Source organism: Alloalcanivorax sp. (assembly GCF_964221125.1).
GTDB classification, from domain to species: Bacteria; Pseudomonadota; Gammaproteobacteria; order Pseudomonadales; family Alcanivoracaceae; genus Alloalcanivorax; species Alloalcanivorax venustensis.
In genome coordinates this window covers 1-20,312 of sequence record NZ_CAXPXK010000013.1, presented here as the reverse complement: position 1 = coordinate 20,312, position 20,312 = coordinate 1, and the positions used below count along the sequence as shown (strand labels likewise).

At 62.4% G+C, this 20,312-nt stretch carries 25 protein-coding genes; 11 read left to right on the top strand and 14 right to left on the bottom strand.

What is annotated here, in order from left to right; genetic code table 11:
* Positions 1 to 24: 24 nt before the first annotated feature.
* The 6 genes from ACEQZD_RS01665 to ACEQZD_RS01640 form a co-directional block, all read right to left on the bottom strand.
* Positions 25 to 1,071 (bottom strand): methyltransferase domain-containing protein, encoded by a 1,047-nt coding sequence (locus tag ACEQZD_RS01665; RefSeq protein WP_370183585.1) that lies wholly within the window; start codon positions 1,069 to 1,071, stop codon positions 25 to 27.
* A 90-nt stretch (positions 1,072 to 1,161) separates the two neighbouring features.
* On the bottom strand, positions 1,162 to 1,749 hold the full coding sequence (locus ACEQZD_RS01660; protein ID WP_370183584.1) for a hypothetical protein: 588 nt from the start codon (positions 1,747 to 1,749) through the stop codon (positions 1,162 to 1,164).
* A complete protein-coding gene (locus tag ACEQZD_RS01655; RefSeq protein ID WP_370183581.1) occupies positions 1,746 to 2,228 on the bottom strand; it encodes an RNA polymerase sigma factor in 483 nt (160 codons plus the stop codon). Before ACEQZD_RS01655 ends, ACEQZD_RS01660 begins: the two co-directional genes overlap by 4 nt.
* A complete protein-coding gene (locus ACEQZD_RS01650; RefSeq protein ID WP_370183580.1) occupies positions 2,218 to 2,931 on the bottom strand; it encodes a hypothetical protein in 714 nt (237 codons plus the stop codon). Before ACEQZD_RS01650 ends, ACEQZD_RS01655 begins: the two co-directional genes overlap by 11 nt.
* Positions 2,921 to 3,745: a DUF692 domain-containing protein gene (locus ACEQZD_RS01645; protein ID WP_370183578.1), complete on the bottom strand. Its 825-nt coding sequence runs from the start codon at positions 3,743 to 3,745 to the stop codon at positions 2,921 to 2,923. Before ACEQZD_RS01645 ends, ACEQZD_RS01650 begins: the two co-directional genes overlap by 11 nt.
* A 47-nt stretch (positions 3,746 to 3,792) precedes the next feature.
* Entirely contained in the window at positions 3,793 to 4,080 is a 288-nt protein-coding gene (locus ACEQZD_RS01640) for a DUF2282 domain-containing protein (RefSeq protein WP_370183577.1), read from the bottom strand.
* Positions 4,081 to 4,164: 84 nt separating this feature from the next.
* On the opposite strand from ACEQZD_RS01640, the gene ACEQZD_RS01635 reads away from it, so the two are divergent.
* From ACEQZD_RS01635 to ACEQZD_RS01610, 6 genes are all read left to right on the top strand, one after another.
* Positions 4,165 to 5,040, top strand: coding sequence for a phosphate ABC transporter substrate-binding protein (locus ACEQZD_RS01635; protein WP_370183575.1), 876 nt, complete (start codon positions 4,165 to 4,167; stop codon positions 5,038 to 5,040).
* Entirely contained in the window at positions 5,009 to 5,869 is an 861-nt protein-coding gene (pstC, locus tag ACEQZD_RS01630; protein ID WP_370183573.1) for a phosphate ABC transporter permease subunit PstC, read from the top strand. Before ACEQZD_RS01635 ends, pstC begins: the two co-directional genes overlap by 32 nt.
* Entirely contained in the window at positions 5,856 to 6,686 is an 831-nt protein-coding gene (gene pstA, locus ACEQZD_RS01625; protein ID WP_370183572.1) for a phosphate ABC transporter permease PstA, read from the top strand. Before pstC ends, pstA begins: the two co-directional genes overlap by 14 nt.
* On the top strand, positions 6,683 to 7,447 hold the full coding sequence (locus tag ACEQZD_RS01620; RefSeq protein WP_370183570.1) for a phosphate ABC transporter ATP-binding protein: 765 nt from the start codon (positions 6,683 to 6,685) through the stop codon (positions 7,445 to 7,447). Before pstA ends, ACEQZD_RS01620 begins: the two co-directional genes overlap by 4 nt.
* A 4-nt stretch (positions 7,448 to 7,451) precedes the next feature.
* A complete protein-coding gene (locus ACEQZD_RS01615; RefSeq protein WP_370183569.1) occupies positions 7,452 to 8,792 on the top strand; it encodes a hypothetical protein in 1,341 nt (446 codons plus the stop codon).
* 143 nt (positions 8,793 to 8,935) lie between these two features.
* Complete coding sequence (locus ACEQZD_RS01610; RefSeq protein ID WP_370183566.1) at positions 8,936 to 9,361, top strand: hypothetical protein; 426 nt, start codon at positions 8,936 to 8,938, stop codon at positions 9,359 to 9,361.
* On the opposite strand, the gene nrtS is transcribed toward ACEQZD_RS01610, so the two are convergent.
* Genes nrtS through ACEQZD_RS01595 form a run of 3 tightly spaced genes read right to left on the bottom strand, consistent with a single transcriptional unit; the run spans position 9,358 to position 10,647 of the window.
* The gene (gene nrtS / locus ACEQZD_RS01605; RefSeq protein ID WP_370183565.1) at positions 9,358 to 9,582 is read right to left on the bottom strand and encodes a nitrate/nitrite transporter NrtS; all 225 of its coding nucleotides are present in this window, start codon (positions 9,580 to 9,582) and stop codon (positions 9,358 to 9,360) included. The genes ACEQZD_RS01610 and nrtS overlap by 4 nt on opposite strands.
* A gap of 4 nt (positions 9,583 to 9,586) precedes the next feature.
* The gene (locus tag ACEQZD_RS01600) at positions 9,587 to 10,246 is read right to left on the bottom strand and encodes a DoxX family membrane protein (RefSeq protein ID WP_370183562.1); all 660 of its coding nucleotides are present in this window, start codon (positions 10,244 to 10,246) and stop codon (positions 9,587 to 9,589) included.
* A 2-nt stretch (positions 10,247 to 10,248) separates the two neighbouring features.
* Positions 10,249 to 10,647: a hypothetical protein gene (locus ACEQZD_RS01595; protein WP_370183561.1), complete on the bottom strand. Its 399-nt coding sequence runs from the start codon at positions 10,645 to 10,647 to the stop codon at positions 10,249 to 10,251.
* A gap of 172 nt (positions 10,648 to 10,819) precedes the next feature.
* Here ACEQZD_RS01595 and ACEQZD_RS01590 point away from each other — a divergent pair, with 172 nt between their 5' ends.
* Positions 10,820 to 11,191, top strand: a complete 372-nt coding sequence (locus tag ACEQZD_RS01590) for a hypothetical protein (protein ID WP_370183558.1) — start codon at positions 10,820 to 10,822, stop codon at positions 11,189 to 11,191.
* Positions 11,192 to 11,350: 159 nt separating this feature from the next.
* On the opposite strand, the gene ACEQZD_RS01585 is transcribed toward ACEQZD_RS01590, so the two are convergent.
* Complete coding sequence (locus ACEQZD_RS01585) at positions 11,351 to 11,905, bottom strand: carboxymuconolactone decarboxylase family protein (protein WP_370183557.1); 555 nt, start codon at positions 11,903 to 11,905, stop codon at positions 11,351 to 11,353.
* A gap of 167 nt (positions 11,906 to 12,072) precedes the next feature.
* On the opposite strand from ACEQZD_RS01585, the gene ACEQZD_RS01580 reads away from it, so the two are divergent.
* Complete coding sequence (locus tag ACEQZD_RS01580; RefSeq protein WP_370183556.1) at positions 12,073 to 12,633, top strand: TetR/AcrR family transcriptional regulator; 561 nt, start codon at positions 12,073 to 12,075, stop codon at positions 12,631 to 12,633.
* A 21-nt stretch (positions 12,634 to 12,654) separates the two neighbouring features.
* Positions 12,655 to 13,329: a haloacid dehalogenase type II gene (locus ACEQZD_RS01575; RefSeq protein WP_370183553.1), complete on the top strand. Its 675-nt coding sequence runs from the start codon at positions 12,655 to 12,657 to the stop codon at positions 13,327 to 13,329.
* A 19-nt stretch (positions 13,330 to 13,348) separates the two neighbouring features.
* On the opposite strand, the gene ACEQZD_RS01570 is transcribed toward ACEQZD_RS01575, so the two are convergent.
* Genes ACEQZD_RS01570 through ettA form a run of 3 tightly spaced genes read right to left on the bottom strand, consistent with a single transcriptional unit; the run spans position 13,349 to position 15,896 of the window.
* Complete coding sequence (locus ACEQZD_RS01570; protein ID WP_370183551.1) at positions 13,349 to 13,597, bottom strand: zf-HC2 domain-containing protein; 249 nt, start codon at positions 13,595 to 13,597, stop codon at positions 13,349 to 13,351.
* Positions 13,591 to 14,208 (bottom strand): RNA polymerase sigma factor, encoded by a 618-nt coding sequence (locus ACEQZD_RS01565; RefSeq protein WP_370183550.1) that lies wholly within the window; start codon positions 14,206 to 14,208, stop codon positions 13,591 to 13,593. Before ACEQZD_RS01565 ends, ACEQZD_RS01570 begins: the two co-directional genes overlap by 7 nt.
* A 20-nt stretch (positions 14,209 to 14,228) precedes the next feature.
* Positions 14,229 to 15,896, bottom strand: a complete 1,668-nt coding sequence (gene ettA, locus ACEQZD_RS01560) for an energy-dependent translational throttle protein EttA (protein WP_335628047.1) — start codon at positions 15,894 to 15,896, stop codon at positions 14,229 to 14,231.
* Positions 15,897 to 16,127: 231 nt separating this feature from the next.
* Between ettA and ACEQZD_RS01555 the strand changes: the two genes are divergently transcribed.
* Positions 16,128 to 17,768, top strand: a complete 1,641-nt coding sequence (locus ACEQZD_RS01555; protein WP_370183549.1) for a methyl-accepting chemotaxis protein — start codon at positions 16,128 to 16,130, stop codon at positions 17,766 to 17,768.
* Between the two features lie 15 nt (positions 17,769 to 17,783).
* Here the strand turns inward: ACEQZD_RS01555 and ACEQZD_RS01550 are convergent, their stop codons facing one another.
* Positions 17,784 to 18,905: a LuxR C-terminal-related transcriptional regulator gene (locus tag ACEQZD_RS01550; RefSeq protein ID WP_370183548.1), complete on the bottom strand. Its 1,122-nt coding sequence runs from the start codon at positions 18,903 to 18,905 to the stop codon at positions 17,784 to 17,786.
* Between the two features lie 220 nt (positions 18,906 to 19,125).
* On the opposite strand from ACEQZD_RS01550, the gene glyA reads away from it, so the two are divergent.
* Positions 19,126 to 20,312, top strand: a 1,187-nt coding sequence (gene glyA / locus ACEQZD_RS01545) for a serine hydroxymethyltransferase (RefSeq protein ID WP_370183547.1), incomplete at its 3' end; no start/stop codon positions are given.

Sequence of the window (20,312 nt, the reverse complement as noted above, 5' to 3'; positions counted from 1 at the left end):
ACCGCGGCCCGTCTGGAGAGAAAGTCAGCAACAACTGCTACCAACGGCAGCATCCGAAGAACCATCCTCAAAGGGCACATTCAACCCACACCCCTCAAAAATCCCAAAGTGCGAATCAAAGTTACCAATAAACTCGAAATGGTCCGCGAACCGGCTCTCCGCCAACATTAACCAGGTATTCCCGCACACCGGGAACACCTTGCCGGTCTCAATCACATGATGATCGTCCAGCACGAATGAATGCGGATGATGGTCCACCGTGCCCTTATAGATCACCGCCTGCCCGTAGTCCTCGCAGGCCGGCTCCAGCGCATCAATGTTGAACAGCCGGTAGGTGGCCGAGTAGAAGCGGATGTTCCCCAGCTTCGCCTCAATGGCCGGGTTCTCGATGGTCAGCCGGCGCGACTCCACCAAACGCGGATCGCCGAACCCGCACCCCTTGGCCAGGTTGAGAAAGTCGTTCCAGTACAGGGCCCCGGACAGGCATTCCCCGTAGAGCACCGGGTCGGCGGTCAGCGCCGCCGGCACCCGCCGGTCGGCGTACACGTCGGAGAAATAGAACTCGCCGCCGGGCTTGAGCAGCCGTTTCACATCGCCGATCACCTTGGCCTTGTCGGTGCTCAGGTTGATCACGCAGTTGGACACCACGATATCGAAGTAGCCGTCCTGCAGATCAAGCCGGTCCAGCTCTTCGATATAGCCTTTCAGGAAACGCACATTGCTGCGCGCGTGGCCGAATTCCCGGCGATGGTACTCCTGATGGCGTGTCGCCACGGCGAGCTGCTCGTCGGTCATGTCCACGCCGACCACCTCGCCGCTGTCGCCCACCAGGGCCGAGAGCACGTAGACGTCCCGGCCGGAGCCACAGCCCAGGTCCAGAATGCGCATGCCCTCCAACGCCGCCGGCGCCACCAGGCCGCAGCCGTAGTAACGGGTTACCACCTCGTCATGCAGGCGCGCCAGCAACGGCTTCAGGTGCTCCGGCGGCGCCTGATCGCAGCAGGCGTTGGTCTGCAGGTCGTCGCTGCCACTGAGCTGTTTACCGTAATAGTCCTGAACCTCTTCACGCACGTAAGTATCCTCATTACTCGGTTTGATATAGGCGCTTCCACGTGCCAAGTGTGGCCTGACTCCAGGTTGGATGCACCCAACGCGAGTATGTTACAGACCTGTGTGTCGAGGGTCGGTTAACGCAAACAGCACGCCCTTCTGCACCCAGATGGCCACGTCGACGCCGCGCATGCTCACTGTTCTGGGCGGCTCTCCTTCTTCCAGGCGCGGCAGATCCCGGTAGGCGTCGCGGTCGTAGGGCGCCTGATACAGGGTATGGAGGCTGCCGTCGGGCTCGAACCGATAGTTGAACTGTGCCGCCGGCCGGCCCAGTAACGAGCAGTAGCGACCGCCGGTGAGTGTCCAGCGCTCGGCGGCGATCGCGGGAACAACCGGACGGAAGTCGAGCTTGTCGAAGTAGGCGGCGATCTCGGGGAACGAGCTGCCATGCACTTCGGCGGGCTGACCCCGTAGGTGGTTGGCCGCGACTTCGTCCGCGATACGTTCCTCGAGAAGACCTGAGGGCAGTAATATCACCATCAGCAGGGCCGCCGTTATAGCCACCGCGCCCAGGCCGGTAAAAACGGGCCATAGCCGACGTTGTGGCGTGGACTGCATGGCCATCAAGGCATCCACTCGCGCTTCATCCAAGGTTTCCTTGGCGATAAAATCACGAACAGTCTGACGGGCGTTTTTCATCGCTCCTCCCGCGCATCGTGCCGCGGCTCGGACTGTAGTCTTTGCCTTAGCCGGTGAACCCGAGACAACAGGGTGCCTTTGGGTATTTCCAAGTGGTCGGCAATTTCAGCAATGGTTCTGCCTTCCACTGCCCAGAGATAGAGTAGCTCCCGTTCCTGTGGCTGCAGCCGTGACCAGATGTGGGCTAACTGATCCTGGTCAATCACCATGTCTTCCAGAGAGCGCTGCCCATCCATTTCGACCGTTGGTTGTCGCTGGTGCCGTTCTATCACCTCGTTGTGCCGGCAATGGTCGTAGAAGACGTTACGCAAGGTACGTTTAGCGAAGGCCAGAGGTGAATCCGCCGGCGGCGCCATGCGTCCCCGGCGGAGCAGCTTCTCCAGAGTGTCCTGGACCAAATCGGCGGCTTGCTCTCTCTCGCCGGTGAGTGCGTAGGCATACTGAAACAGGCGATTGAGGTTGGCCCGATTAAATCGCATCGTGGCAACCCTGAATCCAGCCTAGCCGGACAAGCTGTCGGCGGGCGGCCGTGGGCAGCCGCTGACGTTCCGAGCGCGACCGGGAAAGGGCAATGAGTTGCATGTAGAGGTCCGTATCGATCGCGGTGACCGCCGGTCTTTGTTCGCTCGGTGGGCGTGCCACGACCAGATAACCCGGCCCATCCTGTGCGGCTGGGTTCCCCAGCACGGCGTTGAGACCGTGCGGCAGGCGTTGAACCGCGGCGGTGGGCGCGATGCGATGGGCACCGATCAGCTTGTAGGGCGCCTTGTCGGCTTCGCCGATACCGATCAGCTGTCGCAACTGCTCCACCGCCAGAAGTGCGTGCCAGAGGTTTCTTGTATCCCAGGGCTCGATGGCCGCTATGTGGCCCGCCCGCCAGGCGCGGAGCAGAGCATCGCTTTCGTGCTCCAGGTCCGCGCAACGGGAGAGGCCGGCTCTCAGCCAGGCCCCCACCATTGTTTCGAAAGCATCCGGTTGCTTTTCTCTCGCGAGCGGGAAGGTCTGCTCCAGGGCCCGCCGGCGAATACCAGTGAGGTTGCGGCTATGGGCGCGCAGCCTGGGCGCCGGGGCCAGGCTGTCGTCAGCGCCATGGGTTATGGCGCTGACCAACCGCTCTTGCCAAGCCGACAGTTCCTCTGGCACCTCAGCAAAAGGTGGTTGTTGTGGGGTGTCAGGCGGCATCCCGGGCCCCCAGCCAATGATGTTGAAGCCGTTGCCTCAGGCCCTGAAGCTCGGATAACGGTGGGAGGTTCTGATCCCATTCGAGCAATACCGGCGCCGAGGGTCGCTCCCGTGCGCATAGAGCGAGCAGATCCATCACGGGGGGCTTTGGGGTGCCTTCGTGGGTATCCAGCAGCCAGCCGCCTTGATCCGCGCATCCCGCCACGTGAATCTGCGCCACGCGTGACCAGGGTATCTCGGCTGTCAGGGTCTCCAGAGAGTCCTGGAAATTAACTGAATTCACATACAGGTTGTTGATGTCTAAAAGCACACCGCAGCCGGTAAGTGCGGCGAGCTTGGACAAGAAAGGCAGGTCTCGCCAGCTGCTGTTCTCCGAGCGCACGTAGCAACTGATGTTCTCTAGCAGTAGAGGCCGCTCCAGACGGTTCTGAATGTAATCGACCCTTCTGGCGATATAATCCAGCGTGGCCGGGGTATACGGCACCGGCAGAAGATCATGAAGGTGCGCGGCTCCATGGCGGCAAAACGCCAGATGATCTGACACCGATTGCGCGTTGAATCGGTGGGCCAGCTCCGAAACGCGATCCAGATAGCCGTCGTCCAATGGCTCCGAGCCGGCCACCGACATGCCCACGCAATGCAGGGCCGTTGGCACTCCCGCGCACAGTTCATCCGTTTTCGCGTGCCCGACACCATCGTTGCTCAAATAGTTGTCGGCCAGCACCTCGATCCAGGGTGGCGGGTTGTCGCTGGCCAGAAGATCATCCAGGTGCGGGAAACGCAGCCCGAGGCCAACACCTTGCAATGGCGGCATGAAAGACTCCCTACGGAATCCCCGCCCCGGGAGGCGGGGGTATAGCATCACTTCTTGGCGGGTTTGACCTTGGCGACTTCGCCGCCGACGATCTTGTCGCAGGTGCCTTCGGGAACGTACACCCATTCGTTAGGGTCGCTGTCCTCGTCGGCCATGCCGGCGCAGTCATGCTTGCCGTTCAGGGCTCCGCAGTCATTTTTTCCCGCCTCGGCGATGCCGGCGCACTTCTCCCAAGCCTCGGGCTGGTCCGGAACAGCCAGTGCCTGGCCGCTAAGAAGCGCACCCAGCGTCACGACGCCGGCGGCACTGATCACTCTCTTTTCAGTCTTGTTCATAGTCTGCGTCCTGTGTCTCGTGTTGTTTCATGGCAGGATTCCTCGATCCTTCTACTAAGACGTGTCGGATTGCTGTTTGATTGCATGGATTGGTTCTGTAACAAAAGTGAAGGCGGCGCATCGAAAGACATTAAATCCGGATTGTGGGAATTAACGACAATGATAAAACTGCCTGTCCTGGTGATGGCATTGTTGGCTCTGGCCGGTTGTGGAACACGTGAAGACTCCTTGGTGATCACCGGCTCCAGCACCATCGCCCCTTTGATGACCGAGTTGGCGGAGCGTTACGAAGAAACAACGGGTGTGCAGGTCGATGTTCAGAGCGGTGGTTCCGGGCGCGGTATCAGCGATACCCGTCAGGGGTTGGCGGATTTCGGCATGGTCAGCCGTGCTCTGAAAGCGGAAGAGGGCGATCTCACCGCGCATCTGATCGGCCGCGATGGCATCGCTATGATCGTTAATGCGTTGAATCCGGTGACCCGCCTTAATGATGCGCAAATCGTTGCCATCTACACCGGTGAACAGCAAAGCTGGTCCGCATTCGGCGGCAATGATGCTGCCATTAACGTGGTCCACAAGGCGGATGGCCGCTCTACTCAGGAGCTGTTTTTGGAGCACTTTGGTTTGAGTAATGATCGGGTAAAGCCGGACATGGTCATTGGTGAAAACCAGCAGGGCATCAAAGCGGTGGCGGGCGATGTGAATGCTATCGGCTATGTGTCCATCGGCACCGCCATCTACGAGGCGGATGCGGGGGCACCGCTGCGGTTGCTGCCCCTCTCCGGCGTGCCGGCCACGCTGGAGCAGGTGGACCAGGGCCATTACCCGCTAAGCCGGGAACTGAACTTGGTCAGCCAGGGTGAGCTGTCGGATGCGGCGAGCGAGTTCCTGGCTTTTATTACCGATCCGGGCCAGGCCGGGATTTACCATGATTACTATTTCCTCCCGGTTTCACGCTGATTCGCTGTTGACCTGGCTGTTGCGCCTCACCGGCGCGGCGGCGGTGCTGGTGCTGGGCGGCATTATCGCGGTGCTGCTGATCCAGTCGGCCCCTTTTATGCTGGAGCACGGCTCGGCCCTGTGGCGCAACGACTGGCAGCCCGGTCAGGCCCGTTACGGGATGGCCGCCATGATTGCCGGCTCCATTGTGGTGAGCGTGCTGGCGCTGGTGATCGCCGGCCCGGTGGCGGTCTTGCTGGCGGCCTGGCTACGTTACTTCGCGCCGTCGGTCCGCCGGCCGGTGCTGACTCTGGTAGAGCTGATGGCGGGGATTCCCTCGGTGGTCTATGGCCTGTGGGGGATGCTGGTGTTGGTGCCCTGGATCAACCGGTTGGCCCCGCCCGGGGCCTCCTGGTTGGCCGCATCGCTGGTACTGGCGCTGATGATCCTGCCCCTGGCTCTGCTGGTCACCGATACCGCGCTTGGCCAGTTGCCGGCCCGTTATCTGCAGGCCGGGCAGGCCCTGTCCTTGTCTCGGGTGGGTATGCTGCGCCGGGTGCTGTTGCCCCAGGCCGGGCCGGCCATTGTCAGTGGTCTGGTACTGCAATTTGGCCGCGCCCTGGGCGAGACCATGGCGGTGCTGATGGTGGCGGGCAATGTGGTGCGGTGGCCCACATCCCTGTTCGACCCGGTGCGCACCCTCACCGCCAATATTGCCCTGGAAATGGCCTATGCCACCGGCGATCACCGGGTGGCGCTGTTTGCCAGCGGTCTTTTGCTGTTACTGGTCACGGCGGTGCTGTTGGCCTTGAGCTGGCGTTTACGGGGAGAGCGGCATGAGATGGCCTGACCGCCTCGCCGGCGTGATTGGCGCGCTGCTGTTGCTGGCGGTGCTGGTGCCCATGGGGTTAATGCTGTGGTCCCTGCTGGAGCAGGGCGCTGGTGTGATTTCCGTGGACTTTTTGCTGGATGACCCGCGCCAGGCGGGTCGCGCCGGCGGTATTGCCGCGCTACTGGTCAGCACCGGCTGGATTCTGGCGGTGTGCCTGTTGGTGGCGGCGCCGATGGGCTTGGGCTGTGCGCTTTATCTCAGTGAACAGGTTCCGGCCGGCACCCGTCGTGCCCAGTGGCTGGGTGGGACGCTGGATATGCTGGCGGCGGTGCCCTCCATCGTCTATGGCCTGTTCGGTTACCAGTTTTTCGCCATCAGTCTGGGGCTGGGCTTTTCCATTCTCAGTGGGGGGCTGGCATTGGCGCTGATGGTGTTGCCGCTGATGATTCGCAGCGCCGAGCAGGCCCTGCGGGCGGTGCCGTTTTCCTACCGGCAGGCTGGCGAGGCCCTGTCGATCAGCCGCTGGGGCTGGGTCAGGCGCATCCTGATACCCCAGGCGGCGCCGGGGATTGCGGTGGGGATTATTCTCAGCATTGGCCGGGCGCTGGCGGAAACCGCGGTGCTGCTGTTCACCGCCGGCTATGTGCTGCGACGGCCGGATTCGCTGCTGGATTCCGGCCGTGCCTTGAGTGTGCATATCTACGATCTGGCCATGAATGTGCCTGGCGGCATGCCCCGGGCAGCGGCCACCGGCCTGGTGCTGGTGGCCATTCTGGTCATACTGAATCTGCTGGTGCGGCGCTGGCTGCACCCGGCCCAAGGAGCCTGGCAATGACCTCCCTAACTCTGGAACTGCAACAGGTGTCGGTGTATTACGGCAATCAGGCCGCCATCGAGCAGGCCAGCCTGAGTGTGCGTGCCGGCGAGTTGATGGCCCTGGTGGGCCCCAGCGGTTGTGGCAAAAGCAGCCTGCTGGCCAGCATCAACCGCATGACCGACGGCATCCCCGGATGCCGGGTCAGCGGCACGGTCTTACTTGGCGGCGACGCCCTTTCTGCGAGCCAGGATGCCGCGACTCTGCGCCGCCGAATCGGCATGGTGTTCCAGCAGCCGAATCCCTTTCCATTATCCATCATCGACAATCTGCGTTTCCCCCTGGCGGAGCACGGAGTGCCGCGTCGTGAACGCGACCGTCGGGCGGAGCAGGTGTTGCGGGCCGTGGGTCTGTGGGAGGAAGTCAAAGGCCGCTTGTCGCAGTCGGCACTGGGGTTGTCCGGTGGCCAGCAGCAGCGCCTGTGCATTGCCCGGGCGCTGGTGCTGGAGCCGCAGGTGCTGTTGCTGGACGAGCCCTGCTCGGCGCTGGACCCGGTATCCTCGAAAGTGGTGGAGGAGTTGATTGTCTCCCTGAAAGGCCGCTATACCCTGCTGATGGTTACCCACAACCTGGCCCAGGCCCGACGCATCGCCGACAGCGTGACAGTCTGCTGGATGCAAGAAGGCTGTGGCTGTGTGGTGGAGTCCAACGCCTGTCATCTGGTGTTCGAACATCCCAGTCATCCGATCACCGCCGCCTATTGTGCCGGCGCAGCAGGCTAGCGCCATGTGGCGGCTCTGGTTGCTGGTGGGGATCTTGATGGCCGGCTGTTCAGAGCCGCAACCGGATCTGCACTGGCTTTATAGCGAGGCCCGGGAAACCCGGGTGCCGCCGCCGGTGATTGTGGTGCCCGGCATCATGGGCAGTCGCCTGGTGGCGGCCGACGGTGAGGGGCAGGCAGGTGAGGAAGTCTGGCCGGGTGGTCTGGGGCGGCTGATGTTCTCCGATTATGGTGACCTGGCGCTGCCTCTGCCCGGTGAAACCCGGGCGGATGCCTTGCAAGTGACTGGCCTGTTCGATGGCGTCGCCGGGCGGGATTTTTACGGTCGCGTTGTACGCACGCTGGAAGATGCCGCCGGCTATCGGCGTACAGAGCCTGGTGCATCGGTGGACGGCCCGGCGGCACGCTACTATGTCTTCTCCTACGACTGGCGACAGGACAATTTGGCCACCGCCCGCCAGCTGCATGGGCTGATCGAGCAAATTCGTCGGGATCACGATGATCCGGCGCTGAAAGTGGATGTGATCGCCCACTCCATGGGTGGCTTGGTCCTGCGGTATTACATGCGTTACGGCACTGTGGATGTGTTGGGCAGCAACGACTTCCCGGTCAGCGGCGTGGGCGCCGAGCGGATTCATCGCCTGATCCTGCTGGGTACCCCGAACCTGGGGTCGATTACCGCCATGACCTCGTTGCTGGAAGGGCAGCGGGTGGGGCTGCGCCGGGTGCCGGCGGAGGTGATGCTGTCGTTCCCCTCCGTGTACCAGCTCATGCCCCATGCCTTGACGCCCTGGTTGGTCACTGAAACCGGCGAGCCGCTAACCCGTGACCAGTTTGATATCTATATCTGGAAGCGTTTTCAGATCGGCCCCTGGGATCCGGCACTGGAGGCACGGCTGGGTAAGGCGCGGGTGCAGGCGTTGCAGCGGGCCAGCCACCTTTATCTGGAAAGGGCGCGGCGGTTCTCCTGGGCGCTGACCGTGCCGGCGCCGCCGTCGCAGACCGAGATTCACCAGTTTGGTGGTGATTGCCACCCAACCCCCAGCCGCTTCCTGGTGGAGGAAATCGATGGAGAATCCCATTTGCGCTTATGGCCGCGCGAGGTGGCGAACTCCGTCTCCGGCCGGGACTATCAGCGCTGGATGCTGGCGCCTGGCGATGGGGTGGTCACCAAGGCATCGCTGCTGGCGCGCAATGTGCTCAACCCGGCCGTTCCCCGCCACCGCTTTATCCATTTTCCTGCTCGCAGTGCATTCTTCCTTTGTGAGCATCACGACCGGCTTACCGGCAATGTGAATTTTCAGGATAACCTGCTGCATGTGTTGTTAAGCGCGGACGGTTTATAGGCCTCATCCCGACACCAGCGCAAAGTCCGCTGATTCCTCATAGCCGGAATCCATTAGGTGCAGCCGTGGTGGTGGCCGGCGTATGTAACAAACCTGGATTGCCCGCATCCGTTGTGGAAATCAGCAAACCTATCGGGGTAAGTATGGACCGTCTTAATGATATCTGGCGTTCGTTGCGCAGCCTGCCGTTGTGGGTGCAGATCTGGGTGGCGGGCATTCTGGTGCCGGTGAATGTGCTGCCGTTTTTTCTGCTCGATACCCGGGTGGGGGTGGCCGGTGCGCTGGCGGCGCTGGTTGTGGTGGCCACCAATGGGCCCTTGATGTGGATCTACCGAGGCATGAACAAGGTGCTATCGATTCCGCACTTGATTGCCTGGGGGCCGCTGGAAATCTATCTGTTGATGCTGCTGGCCGGTAGCGGCTTCCGGGCTGAAGCGGGTGCCCTGGAACTGGGGCTGGCGGTGTTGCTGGTGGTGGTCAATGGCATCAGTCTGGCGTTCGATGTGATGGACAGCGCCAAGTGGGTGGCCGGCGACCGGGCCACGCCGGGCGTTGAAGTCGACAACTAATGATTCTGGCGAATGGCGGCAATACTGCTCCAGGCAGACACTCCCCACGGTACCAGATAGGTCAGCAACAATTGCCACAACGGTGGTAGCAAGCCCTGCCAGAGGGTAGGACCATGGTTGATCAGGACAAGCAGGGTGCCGACCAGAAGGCTGGTGCGCAGGGCCCGGCGTAACACGCCGGGGCTGCGCAAATTTTCGATCAGGCAGGGCAAGCAGATCATGTTCTCAGGCCCGCTGTTGGCGGAAGCGTTTGGCGATCCAGTAGTCCAGGCTTACGAAGCGGCCAGCACCTTGGAAGAATAACGCTAGCAGCATGATGAAATAGGTCGCCGCGAATTCAATACCGTTATTGAGAACGACAAAGTTGCCTTTCTCGGTGAGCCATCTGTACTGACCATGCTCACGGAGCAGGCCTCTGGCTGCCGTCAGCCGCTTTCCTACTTCTTCACTGTTTTCCAGGCTTTGCTGGGCCGCGGGGATGCCAACGGCCGCTAATGGCTGAGCCATGCTGGTTTCCGGGTTCGATGGTGCTATCGCGAACCAGCCATTGTCCCAATGCACGGAAAAGGCCGCTACCAGCATGGTGATCATCAAGGGAACGGCGAAGTAGCGAGTGGCCAGGCCCGCGAGTAGAAAGAATCCACCCACCAATTCCGCGGCGGTGGCGAGGAATGCCATAACAGCGGGGAAAGGCAAGCCCAGCCCCCAGTCGGGGTTGCCGAACCAGGCGACGGTGGAATCGAAACTGCCCAATTTGTTCCAGCCTGCGGAAATAAACACGACAGAGAGAAAAAGCCGTATTAGGAGCGGCGCCAGGAAGTCCCATTTCCTGGTCCTATCGAGAAGGTCGTGAATGCGATTGGCGAAGGTCACTAAGCGGTTCATTGTTATTTTCCTTTATTGATGCTCAGAAGGTTGTCGTGGTCACGCAGAAGGTAAAGCGCGATACAGGCGGCCAGCATGGGCCAGGCCGCGAAGAACAGGAGGTTGTCGAACGGGTCCAGGTACTGCCGCCAGGAGGACAGTGTGGAAACGGTATGCATGGCGAGAACCAGGCCATAACTCAAGCGACGTAGCGCACCGAAAAGGAAGGCGATGATAACGACCATCTGCAGTGCGGCGACCACAGTCAAAAGACCACTTCCCAATCCTTCTATGCCGTAGAAGTTAGAGAATATCTTGCCGGCATGGCCAGGGTTAAGAAACTTGTCCAAAGTCCACATGAGCATCACTACAAAAATTCCCAGTCTCAGTAGAAGTAATGATGCGCCAAGCTTTTTCTCCATGATCGACTCCATTATTTCAGTTGTCCCGATTGGATCAGATGCATCATAGGGCGTCGCGTTACACTGATATTTTTATTTTTGTATTTGGATTTATATCGGCGAAAGGTGTAACGAAGTGGTGCTCCTTTCATCCAAGGATTGGATTTAGCAATACTCAAAAAGGAGTTGGATTATGAAAACCTTAACATTAACCCTAAGCATGATTGCCGCTCTTTCTGTATCCGGTGCCGTTACCGCGAGCGGTAGTATTTCCGGCGAGGCCGAGATTAACCGCCTTGCCGTAAACGGACCCGCCGGCCCGTCGTCTTCGTCCCTGGTGCTTTACCGGGACGAGTCCACGGCTGAGCTGTGCTATCAGCTGATTGATGAAGCAGTGGTCGACGGGCAGCGGGTATCCAGGTCGGTGGAGCAGGGGACCTGGGATGTCAGCAGGATCGCTTTCGATGGCGAGGACACTCTGTATATTCTTTCCCCGGATGATGGCGCCCCGGCACGCTATGCGTTGCGGAACTCGGCGGATTCTATGCAGTTTCTTGGTCGGTAGTCCCGCGGCCTGGTCTGGTTGCCCTCGAGCGGCCTTGGCGTGCAAGCGTCAAGGCCGCTTTTTTTATAAGACGAAAATCCACTTCCACGACCCAATAATAAAAAAAGCCCCGCAAAATGGCGAAAGCGGGGCAATAAGGGGGATTGAATTCCAGATCGATCAGCGCTTCTTTTCCCAGGAAAACTTTTCGAAGGGTTTATCAACCGGCGTCTCAGCGAGATGGTTGGTGTAGTTGCTCATCACCTTTTGAGCCAGGCCCAAAATTACCTCCAGTACATGACGCTGCTGATAGCCGGCATCCAAGAATGTCTTTACGTCTTCTTCGCTCAGGTTTCCATGCTGGCGCATCACTTTGAGCGTGAAGGTGCGGAGCGCCTCCAGCTTGTCATCGGGCAGGGCGGTTTCTTCGCGCAGCGCATCGATGACTTCATCGGACACCTTCATCGATTTAGCGATACCCGTGTGGGCGGGCACGCAATAGTGGCACTCGTTTTCCACGTTGATCGTTTGCCAGACCACGGTGATCTCGTCGGCATTGAAGCTCGATTCGCTGAACAGCCGGTGGAGGGTCTGATACGCCTCCAGCAATCCGGGTGCCTCGGCCATCACGGCATGAAGATTGGGGATCATTCCGAATGATTTTTTTGAGCCTTCCAATAGGGGGCGAGCCGCTTCCGGGGCGCTGGTCTCATCATGGAGTTTGAAATCCGTCATGCGTCTCTCCTTGATCATGGCGCGGGTCTCGCGCCAGTAAGCGATGCCAATTACGCTACCTGTTGTTGAGCGATCATTCAAGTTAAGATTGCAAGCATGTTCCTCAACCCCGAGTAGGTATGTCACGTCGCTCCCGTTACAGCCGCGCCGAGTCCCTGGACCGTGCCATGGACCTGTTCTGGTCCCGCGGATACCTGGGTACGTCCATGAAGGACCTGGAGGAGGGTCTGGATATGCGGCCAGGGAGCATCTATGCCGCCTTTGGCAGTAAAGAGCAGCTGTTCCTGGACGCCCTGGAATGGTATGCGACCGGGATGCAGGAAGAGATTGCCACCTTGATGAGCGATCGGCCTTTGGCGGAGGGGCTTGCTGCCTATTTTCAGGCTCTGGCGAAAGGCACGGCGTCCATCGGCGTGGGCAGGGCCTGTCTGATCGTAAGGTCTCTGCTCGAAGCCGCCGAAACCCAACCGGTGATTGTTCAGCGGGCGGAAGCGTTTCTCAGCCAGACGGAATCCGGATTCAAAGAGCTGCTTGAAGCCGCGTCGGCGCGCGGGGAAATACCCGCGGACATCGATGGCCCTCGGCTGGCTCGTTATCTGCAGAGTCAGATCATGGGGTTGCGGGTCATTCTTCAGAGACCGGGGCTCAACCCAGCCGCACGCCTGGCGTTGGCCGAGGACATGCTGGCCGGCTTTTTAGCCGTGGTGCGGACGCCCCGCGATACTTGAACTCTGTAAGGGAGCGCTGTGATGGCACGACGCGTGATCGTCTTCGACGTCAACGAAACGCTGCTGGATCTGGGCGGCCTTGATGACCTTTTTGAGTCGACCTTTGGCGATGCGCTGGCCAGAAGCCAATGGTTCGCGCAATTGCTCAGCCTGTCGATGACCGCCACCATTGTGGAGGACTACCGCGATTTTTCATTGTTGGCCCGCGTTGCATTGGATCAGGTGGCCGCCCGACACCGATTGCGACCGGCTGACGATGAGCTTCAGCGCATCTTGCAGCGTATGCAGCAGCTGGCCCCCCACGGCGATGCCCGCCCGGCCTTGGAACGCTTGAAGGCCGCCGGTTTTCGCTTGGCGGCGCTGACCAACTCAGCCCCGAGCGTGGCTCAAGCGCAGCTGCGGCATGCCGGATTAGATACGTTTTTTGAGGCGATTCTGTCGGTGGACGAGGCCCGCCGCTTCAAACCGGCCCCGGCGCCCTATCGCATGGTCGCCCACCATATGCAGGTGAGCATGCCGGAACTGCGTATGGTGGCGGCGCACGACTGGGATATCATCGGTGCCATGGCGGCGGGGTGCCGGGGCGCTTTCGTGGCGCGCGGGGGCATAGCCTTCCCGGCACACGCGCCGCGGCCGGATGTGTGCGATCCGAGCCTCGAAGGCGTGGCCGAGGCGATTGTAAAGGTCGACGGTTAGCGGGTGCGTGCCGTGCGTTTCAGCCGCCGTCGGTGGTTTGCTTGCTGTGATAAACGCCGTCAAGGACTGCCTGGACTTGGTCGTCGTGGGCGGCCGTGGGTTCGCGATGGTGCAGGTGGGCGGTAAGCGCGCGTAACTGACGCACGTAGCGCCGACAGTGGCGGCACATAAGTAAATGCATGCCGAGAGCCATGCGTTCGCGGCGTGATAACGGCGTACCGTCCACCAGGGCGTCGGCGCGCAGTTCCACTTCCTGGCATTTCAACATTCGCCGGTCTCCTGAAAACGATCCACCATCTCGAACAAGCGGGCGCGGGCGCGGTGCACGAGGACTCGAACATTGGATGCGCTGACGTCCATGATGTTACAGATGTCGTTGAAATCCAGGCCCTGGATGTCCCGCAGCTGTAGTGCCAGGCGCTGATTGTCCGGCATCGCGGTGATGTGGCTTTCCAGGCAGTGTTGCAGCTCGTCGCGGGTGAGCAGGGCGTCCGGGCCGCTCAGGGCCCAGGCCCGGGGCGGCTCCTGCCAGTGCCCGTTGGCGTTGAAACGATGCGCCAGGGCGTCGGCGGCGCCTTCTTCGGTGGGATCGAACTGCACCTCCCGGCCGCCCTTGCGCAGCTGCATGCGCGCCTGATTGATCACGATGCGGGTCAGCCAGGTGAGCAGGGCGCTGCGACCCTCGAATTTGGGCAGGGCCCGGTGGGCGGCGATCCAGCCATCCTGGACCGCCTCTTCCGCGTCCGCCGGCTGAAGCATCGTCCGCGCGGCGCCCAGCAGACGCGGATGGTAGTGCTTCACCACCAGAGCGAACGCAGCCCGGTCACCCGCCCGCAGGCGTTCGATGAACTCGGGGGTTTCCAGATCCGGATTCGCCATGGGCTCTCAGTCGCTCCCTGTTAAACCTCGATGCGCTTGTACTTCATGCGCTTGGGTTGCAAGGCCTCGTCACCGAGCTGCTTGCGGCGGTATTCCTCGAACTCGGTGTAGGAGCCCTCGAACCACTCCACCTGGGCGTCGCCTTCGAACGCCAGGATGTGCGTGGCCACCCGGTCCAGGAACCAGCGGTCGTGGGAAATCACGATGGCGCAGCCGGGGAACGTCAGCAGCGCTTCTTCCAGCGCCCGCAGGGTTTCCACGTCCAGATCGTTGGTGGGCTCATCGAGCAGCAGCACGTTGGCGCCCTGCTTGAGCAGCTTGGCCAGGTGCAGGCGGTTGCGCTCGCCCCCGGACAGGTCGCCGACCCGCTTCTGCTGGTCGCCGCCCTTGAAGTTGAAGCGGCCCAGGTAGGCGCGGCTGGGCACCTCGTAGTTGCCGATGCGCAGAATGTCGTTGCCGTCGGACACCTCTTCCCAGACGGTCTTGTTGGCGTCCAGGTCCTCGCGGCTCTGGTCCACGTAGGCCAGGTCCACGGTGTCGCCCACCTCGATGTCGCCGGAGTCCGGCGTTTCCTCACCGGCGAACATACGGAACAGGGTGGTCTTACCCGCGCCGTTGGGGCCGATGATGCCGACAATGGCGCCGCGCGGCACCGAGAAGCTCAGATCTTCATAGAGCAGCTTGCCGTCGAACTGCTTGGAGACGCCGTTGATCTCGAACACCTTCTCGCCGAGGCGCTCGCCCGGCGGAATGTACAGTTCCTGGGTCTCGTTGCGCTTCTGGAAGTCCTGGCTGGCCAGCTCCTCGAAGGCGCTCACCCGGGCCTTGTTCTTGGCGCGGCGGCCCTTGGGGTTCTGGCGCACCCATTCCAGCTCTTTCTCCACCGTCTTGCGGTGGGCGCTTTCCTTCTTCTCTTCCTGCTCCAGGCGCTGCTCCTTCTGCTCCAGCCAGGAGGAGTAGTTGCCCTTCCAGGGAATGCCGTGGCCCCGGTCCAGTTCCAGGATCCACTCGCAGGAGTTGTCCAGGAAGTAGCGGTCGTGGGTCACCGCCACCACGGTGCCGGAGAACTCGTGCAGGAAGCGCTCCAGCCAGGCCACCGACTCGGCGTCCAGGTGGTTGGTGGGCTCATCCAGCAGCAGCATGTCCGGGGCGCTCATCAGCAGGCGGCACAGTGCCACCCGGCGGCGCTCACCACCGGACAGGTTGGCTACATTGGCGTCCCAGGGCGGAAGGCGCAGGGCGTCGGCGGCGATATCCAGGCGGCGCTCGATATTGTGCGCGTCGGTGGCCTCGATAATGCCTTCCAGTTTCGCCTGCTCCTCGGCCAGCTTCTCGAAATCCGCGTCTTCCTCGGCGTAGGCGGCGTACACCTCTTCCAGGCGCTCCTGGGCGCCGCGGATCTCGGACAGGGACTCCTCGACGATCTCGCGCACGTTCTTGTCCGGGTCCAGCTCCGGTTCCTGGGGCAGGTAACCGATGTTGATACCCGGCTGCGGGCGCGCCTCGCCCAGGTAGTCCTTGTCGATGCCGGCCATGATGCGCAGCAGCGTGGATTTACCGGAGCCGTTGAGGCCCAGCACGCCGATCTTGGCGCCCGGGAAGAAGGACAGCGAGATGTCCTTGAGGATCTGTTTCTTAGGCGGGACGACCTTGCCCACCTTATCCATGGTGAAAATGTATTGGGCCATAAAAAGAGAGATGCCTGAAAACGTAAGAAAAGCCCGTATGACGGGGCACGGGCGGGTTGGCGCCTAAACTAACCGAACCCGGCCCGGGATGAAAGGGTGCCCTGTGGCGCGGGCCGCCGGTACCGCGCCCGACCGGGCTCAAGTTCGCGCACGCCTTGCCGATATCAGCCACGGAACATGATTTTACTTTTGGGCCCGTGTCGCCCGTTCGCGCTGAGCAGGAGTTGTGCTGTGTTCGCTAAATTCAACCGCATCAATATCAAATACGGCGCCGCCTTCATTGGCGTGGCCCTGGCTTTGCTGGTGGTGGTGACCGCCAACGCCATGCTGGTCAACTCGGTGAAGGATCGCCTGGAAGAGGTCACCTCGACCCTCAACAGAGCCATCTCCCTGGTGCTCAACGCGGACCGCGATCTCTATCAGGCGCGCATGGCTGAAATGGCCTACCTGCGCGGCATTCCCGGTACCCCCGAAGCCGAGACGCAGATCGCCACCTATGAGGAAAACGCCGCCCAGGCCCAGGAGCGCATCCAGCAGGTGGCCGGTCTGATGGCCAACTACGGCGATGTGTCCGACAGCGTTAACACCTTCAACGGGCTGTATGAGCGCTGGCGCGAAGAGTCGGCGCGTTCGATCCAAATGTACAAGGACGAAGACATCGGCGGCGCCATGGAGCAGATCGACGGGGCGTCCCGGGAGAGCTTCGAACAACTGCGCGGCTTCTACGACGCCACCGGGCAGTCCGTGGACGAGCGCGTCCAGGAGCTGGAGGCCACCACCTTGGCGCAGATCAGCCGCCAGCAAACCCTGGTCATCGGTTTTGCCGTCCTGGTGGGTCTCGTGGCGATCGCTATTGCCCTGATCGGCCCGCACCTGATGTCCAAGGCGATCCGCCAGGTGAGCGCTCGGATCCGCGAGATCACCGACGGCGACGGCGACCTCACCGCCCGCATCCAGAGCCACCGCAAGGACGAAATCGGCGAGCTGGCCGAGCAGTTCAACCGCTTTATCGAGCGCATCGACACCACCCTGCAATCCGTGCGCACCAGCACCCTGAGCGTCAACACCGCCTCCGACGAGATCGCCAAGGGCAGCCAGGAGCTGGCCTCGCGCACCGAGCAGTCCGCCGCCAACCTGCAGCAGACCTCCGCCTCCATGGAGCAGATCACCACCACCGTGCGCAATACCTCCGACGCCGCCCGTCAGGCCGACGAACTGGTGCAGTCCACCGTGCAGGTGGCCCGGCGCGGCCAGGACGCCATGCGCGAGGTGGAAACCACCATGGGTGAGATCAGCGCCTCCTCGGAGAAGATCAATGAAATCATCACCCTGATCGACGGCATCGCCTTCCAGACCAACATCCTGGCCCTGAACGCCTCCGTGGAAGCGGCCCGCGCCGGCGAGCACGGCCGCGGTTTCGCGGTGGTGGCCCAGGAAGTGCGCACCCTGGCGGGCCGCTCCGGCGACGCCTCCCGGGAGATCCGCGAGCTGGTGGACCGCTCCGTGACCAGCACCCAGACCGGCGCCGGTCTGGTCAAGAACGCCGGGCGCACCATGGAAGACATCGTTGCCAGCATCGACAAGGTCACCCGCGTGATCAGCGAGATCAGCACCGGCGCACAGGAACAGAGCCAGGGCATCGGCCAGGTCAACACCGCCGTCGCCGAGCTGGACACCATGACCCAGCACAACGCCTCCATGGTGGAAGAAACCAGCTCCGCCGCCGAGGAGATGCGCCATCAGGCCGAGCAACTGGCGGCACTGATCGCCAGCTTCCGCCTCAGCGGCCAGACCGATGACGACGGCGACCGGGTGCCCGTGCTGCGCGCCGTGGCCGCCGACCGGTACGACCCGGAAGGCCGCGCCGCCTGACCGGCGTGCCCCTTTTCAGAGCCGCCGGTTCAAACCGCTGTTGAGCAGCAGGCGCACCACGTCCTGCTGCTTGCTGACGCCCAGCTTGCCGAAAATGCTCTTTAACTGGCTGCGCACGGTTTCCCTGGAGACCTGATGCCGTTCGGCAATCTGTTCCACCGACAGCCCGTTGACCAGGGCGCTGGCGACCCCGCTTTCCGCCCGGGTGAAATGGAACAAGGCGGCCAGGTCCTCTTCGCAGGCATCGAACGGGTGGCCCGGGTCGGACACGTACAGGACGATCTCACCCTCGCCGTAGACACCGGACAGGGACTCAGGGGCGTCCTCCCGCAGCGTCGCCATGACGATCAGCGGGTGCGGCCGGTCCGGGTGGTTCAGGCCCACCGCCTGCTGCCTGGCCTTGCCCTGCCGCAGGCCGGCCACCGCGGCCCACAGCGCCGCCGCATCCCGCGGGTACCAGGTGCGAAGCCTGGCGCCATCCATCAGCAGCCCGGCGTGCCCGGATAGCAGGCGCTCGGCGGCGGCGTTGTGGTAGGTCACCTGGTCCTGCCCGTTCAGCACCACCACGCCATGCATCAGCTCGGACAACACCGACTGCAGTGAGGCGGCCCGGTGTGTCGCCTGCTGCAACGCCTTGTCGATGCGCAGCGCGCGCTGAAAGTGCGGCGCCAGCACGTTCAGCAACTGCAGTTCCCGGTCGCCGAACGGCTCGGCCTTGAAGGACCGGTGCACACCGATGCCGGCATGCCACTCCGTGTCGTTGAACAGACTGATGGCGGCGACATAGCCCAGATCGTTGGGCTTCATGATCAGACGGTAGTAAAGCGGGTTCTCCGCCACCTGCTCGTCGTGCCGCACCACCAGGGCCGCTTCCGCCACCGGGCGCGCGGCCTGAATACGGTAGACCGGATCATGCCTGGAGAGGCCGAGCCGGTAGGTGGCCTCGGCGAACCGGGGCAGCCCGTGGTTGGCCAGCAGATACCGTTTGCCCGAAGCATGATCTTCCACGTGGATGCCGCCGGACTTGGCGCCCAGCAGCCGGCAGAGGCGGTCGAGGACCGTGCCCCAGTGGCCGGGCCGGTACGACGCCTCGTAAATGTCCCCAATGAACGACAGCAACCCTTCTTCGGCGGCCAAAAGGTACCCCGCGAACCCACACCCCGTTATTCCTTAAGGGAATAGCAAAAGTCGTTTAGGGCGTCAAATATGTGAATGGCATCACGCCCGCCCGGCGGCGGGCGGCGCCTGCTCCGTGAGCGTGGCTCCTGCCGGAATGAGTGCAACTCAAGTGCCAACCGGGCCCCTTTTTGGTTAGAATACGCGCCCCTGATCCCGCAATCCGACCCACAGGTAGCCCATGTTCTCTAAATCCATGTCCATCGCCGAGTTCGACCCGGAAATCCAGGCCGCCATCGACGCCGAGCGCGAGCGCCAGGAGCAGCACATCGAGCTGATCGCCTCCGAGAACTACGCCTCGCCCCGGGCCATGGAAGCCCAGGGTTCCGTACTGACCAACAAGTACGCCGAGGGCTACCCGGGCAAGCGCTACTACGGCGGCTGCGAAAACGTGGACGTGGTCGAGAACCTGGCCATCGAACGCGCCTGCCAGCTGTTCGGCGCCGACTGGGCCAACGTCCAGCCCCACGCCGGCTCCCAGGCCAACGCGGCGGTCTACATGGCGGTGCTCAAGCCCGGCGACACCGTGCTCGGCATGAGCCTGGACGCCGGCGGTCACCTGACCCACGGCGCCAAGCCGAATTTCTCCGGCAAGATGTACAACGCCATCCAGTACGGCCTGGACAACGACACCGGCCTGATCGACTACGACCAGGTGGAAAAGCTGGCCCGCGAGCACAAGCCGAAGATGATCGTCGCCGGCTTCTCCGCCTACTCCCAGATCGTCGATTGGCAGCGCTTCCGTGACATCGCCGACGAAGTGGGCGCCATCCTGCTGGTGGACATGGCCCACGTGGCCGGCCTGGTCGCCGCCGGCGTCTACCCCAGCCCGGTGGGCATCGCCGACATCACCACCACCACCACCCACAAGACCCTGGGCGGCCCGCGCGGCGGCCTGATCCTGGGCAAGGCCAACGACGACCTGCAGAAGAAGATCAACTCCGCCGTCTTCCCCGGCGGCCAGGGCGGCCCGCTTGAGCACGTCATCGCCGCCAAGGCGATCTGCTTCAAGGAAGCCATGGACCCGGCCTTCAAGACCTACCAGCAGCAGGTGGTGAAGAACGCCAAGGCGATGGCCAAGGTATTCATCGACCGTGGCTTCGACGTGGTCTCCAACGGCACCGAAAACCACCTGTTCCTGCTCAGCCTGGTCAAGCAGGACATCACCGGCAAGGACGCGGACGCCGCCCTCGGCCGCGCCCACATCACCGTCAACAAAAACGCCGTGCCCAACGACCCGCGCTCGCCGTTCGTCACCTCCGGCCTGCGCATCGGCTCCCCGGCCATCACCCGCCGCGGCTTCAATGAAGCCGACGCCACCGAACTGGCCGGCTGGATCTGCGACATCCTCGACAACATGGGCGACGA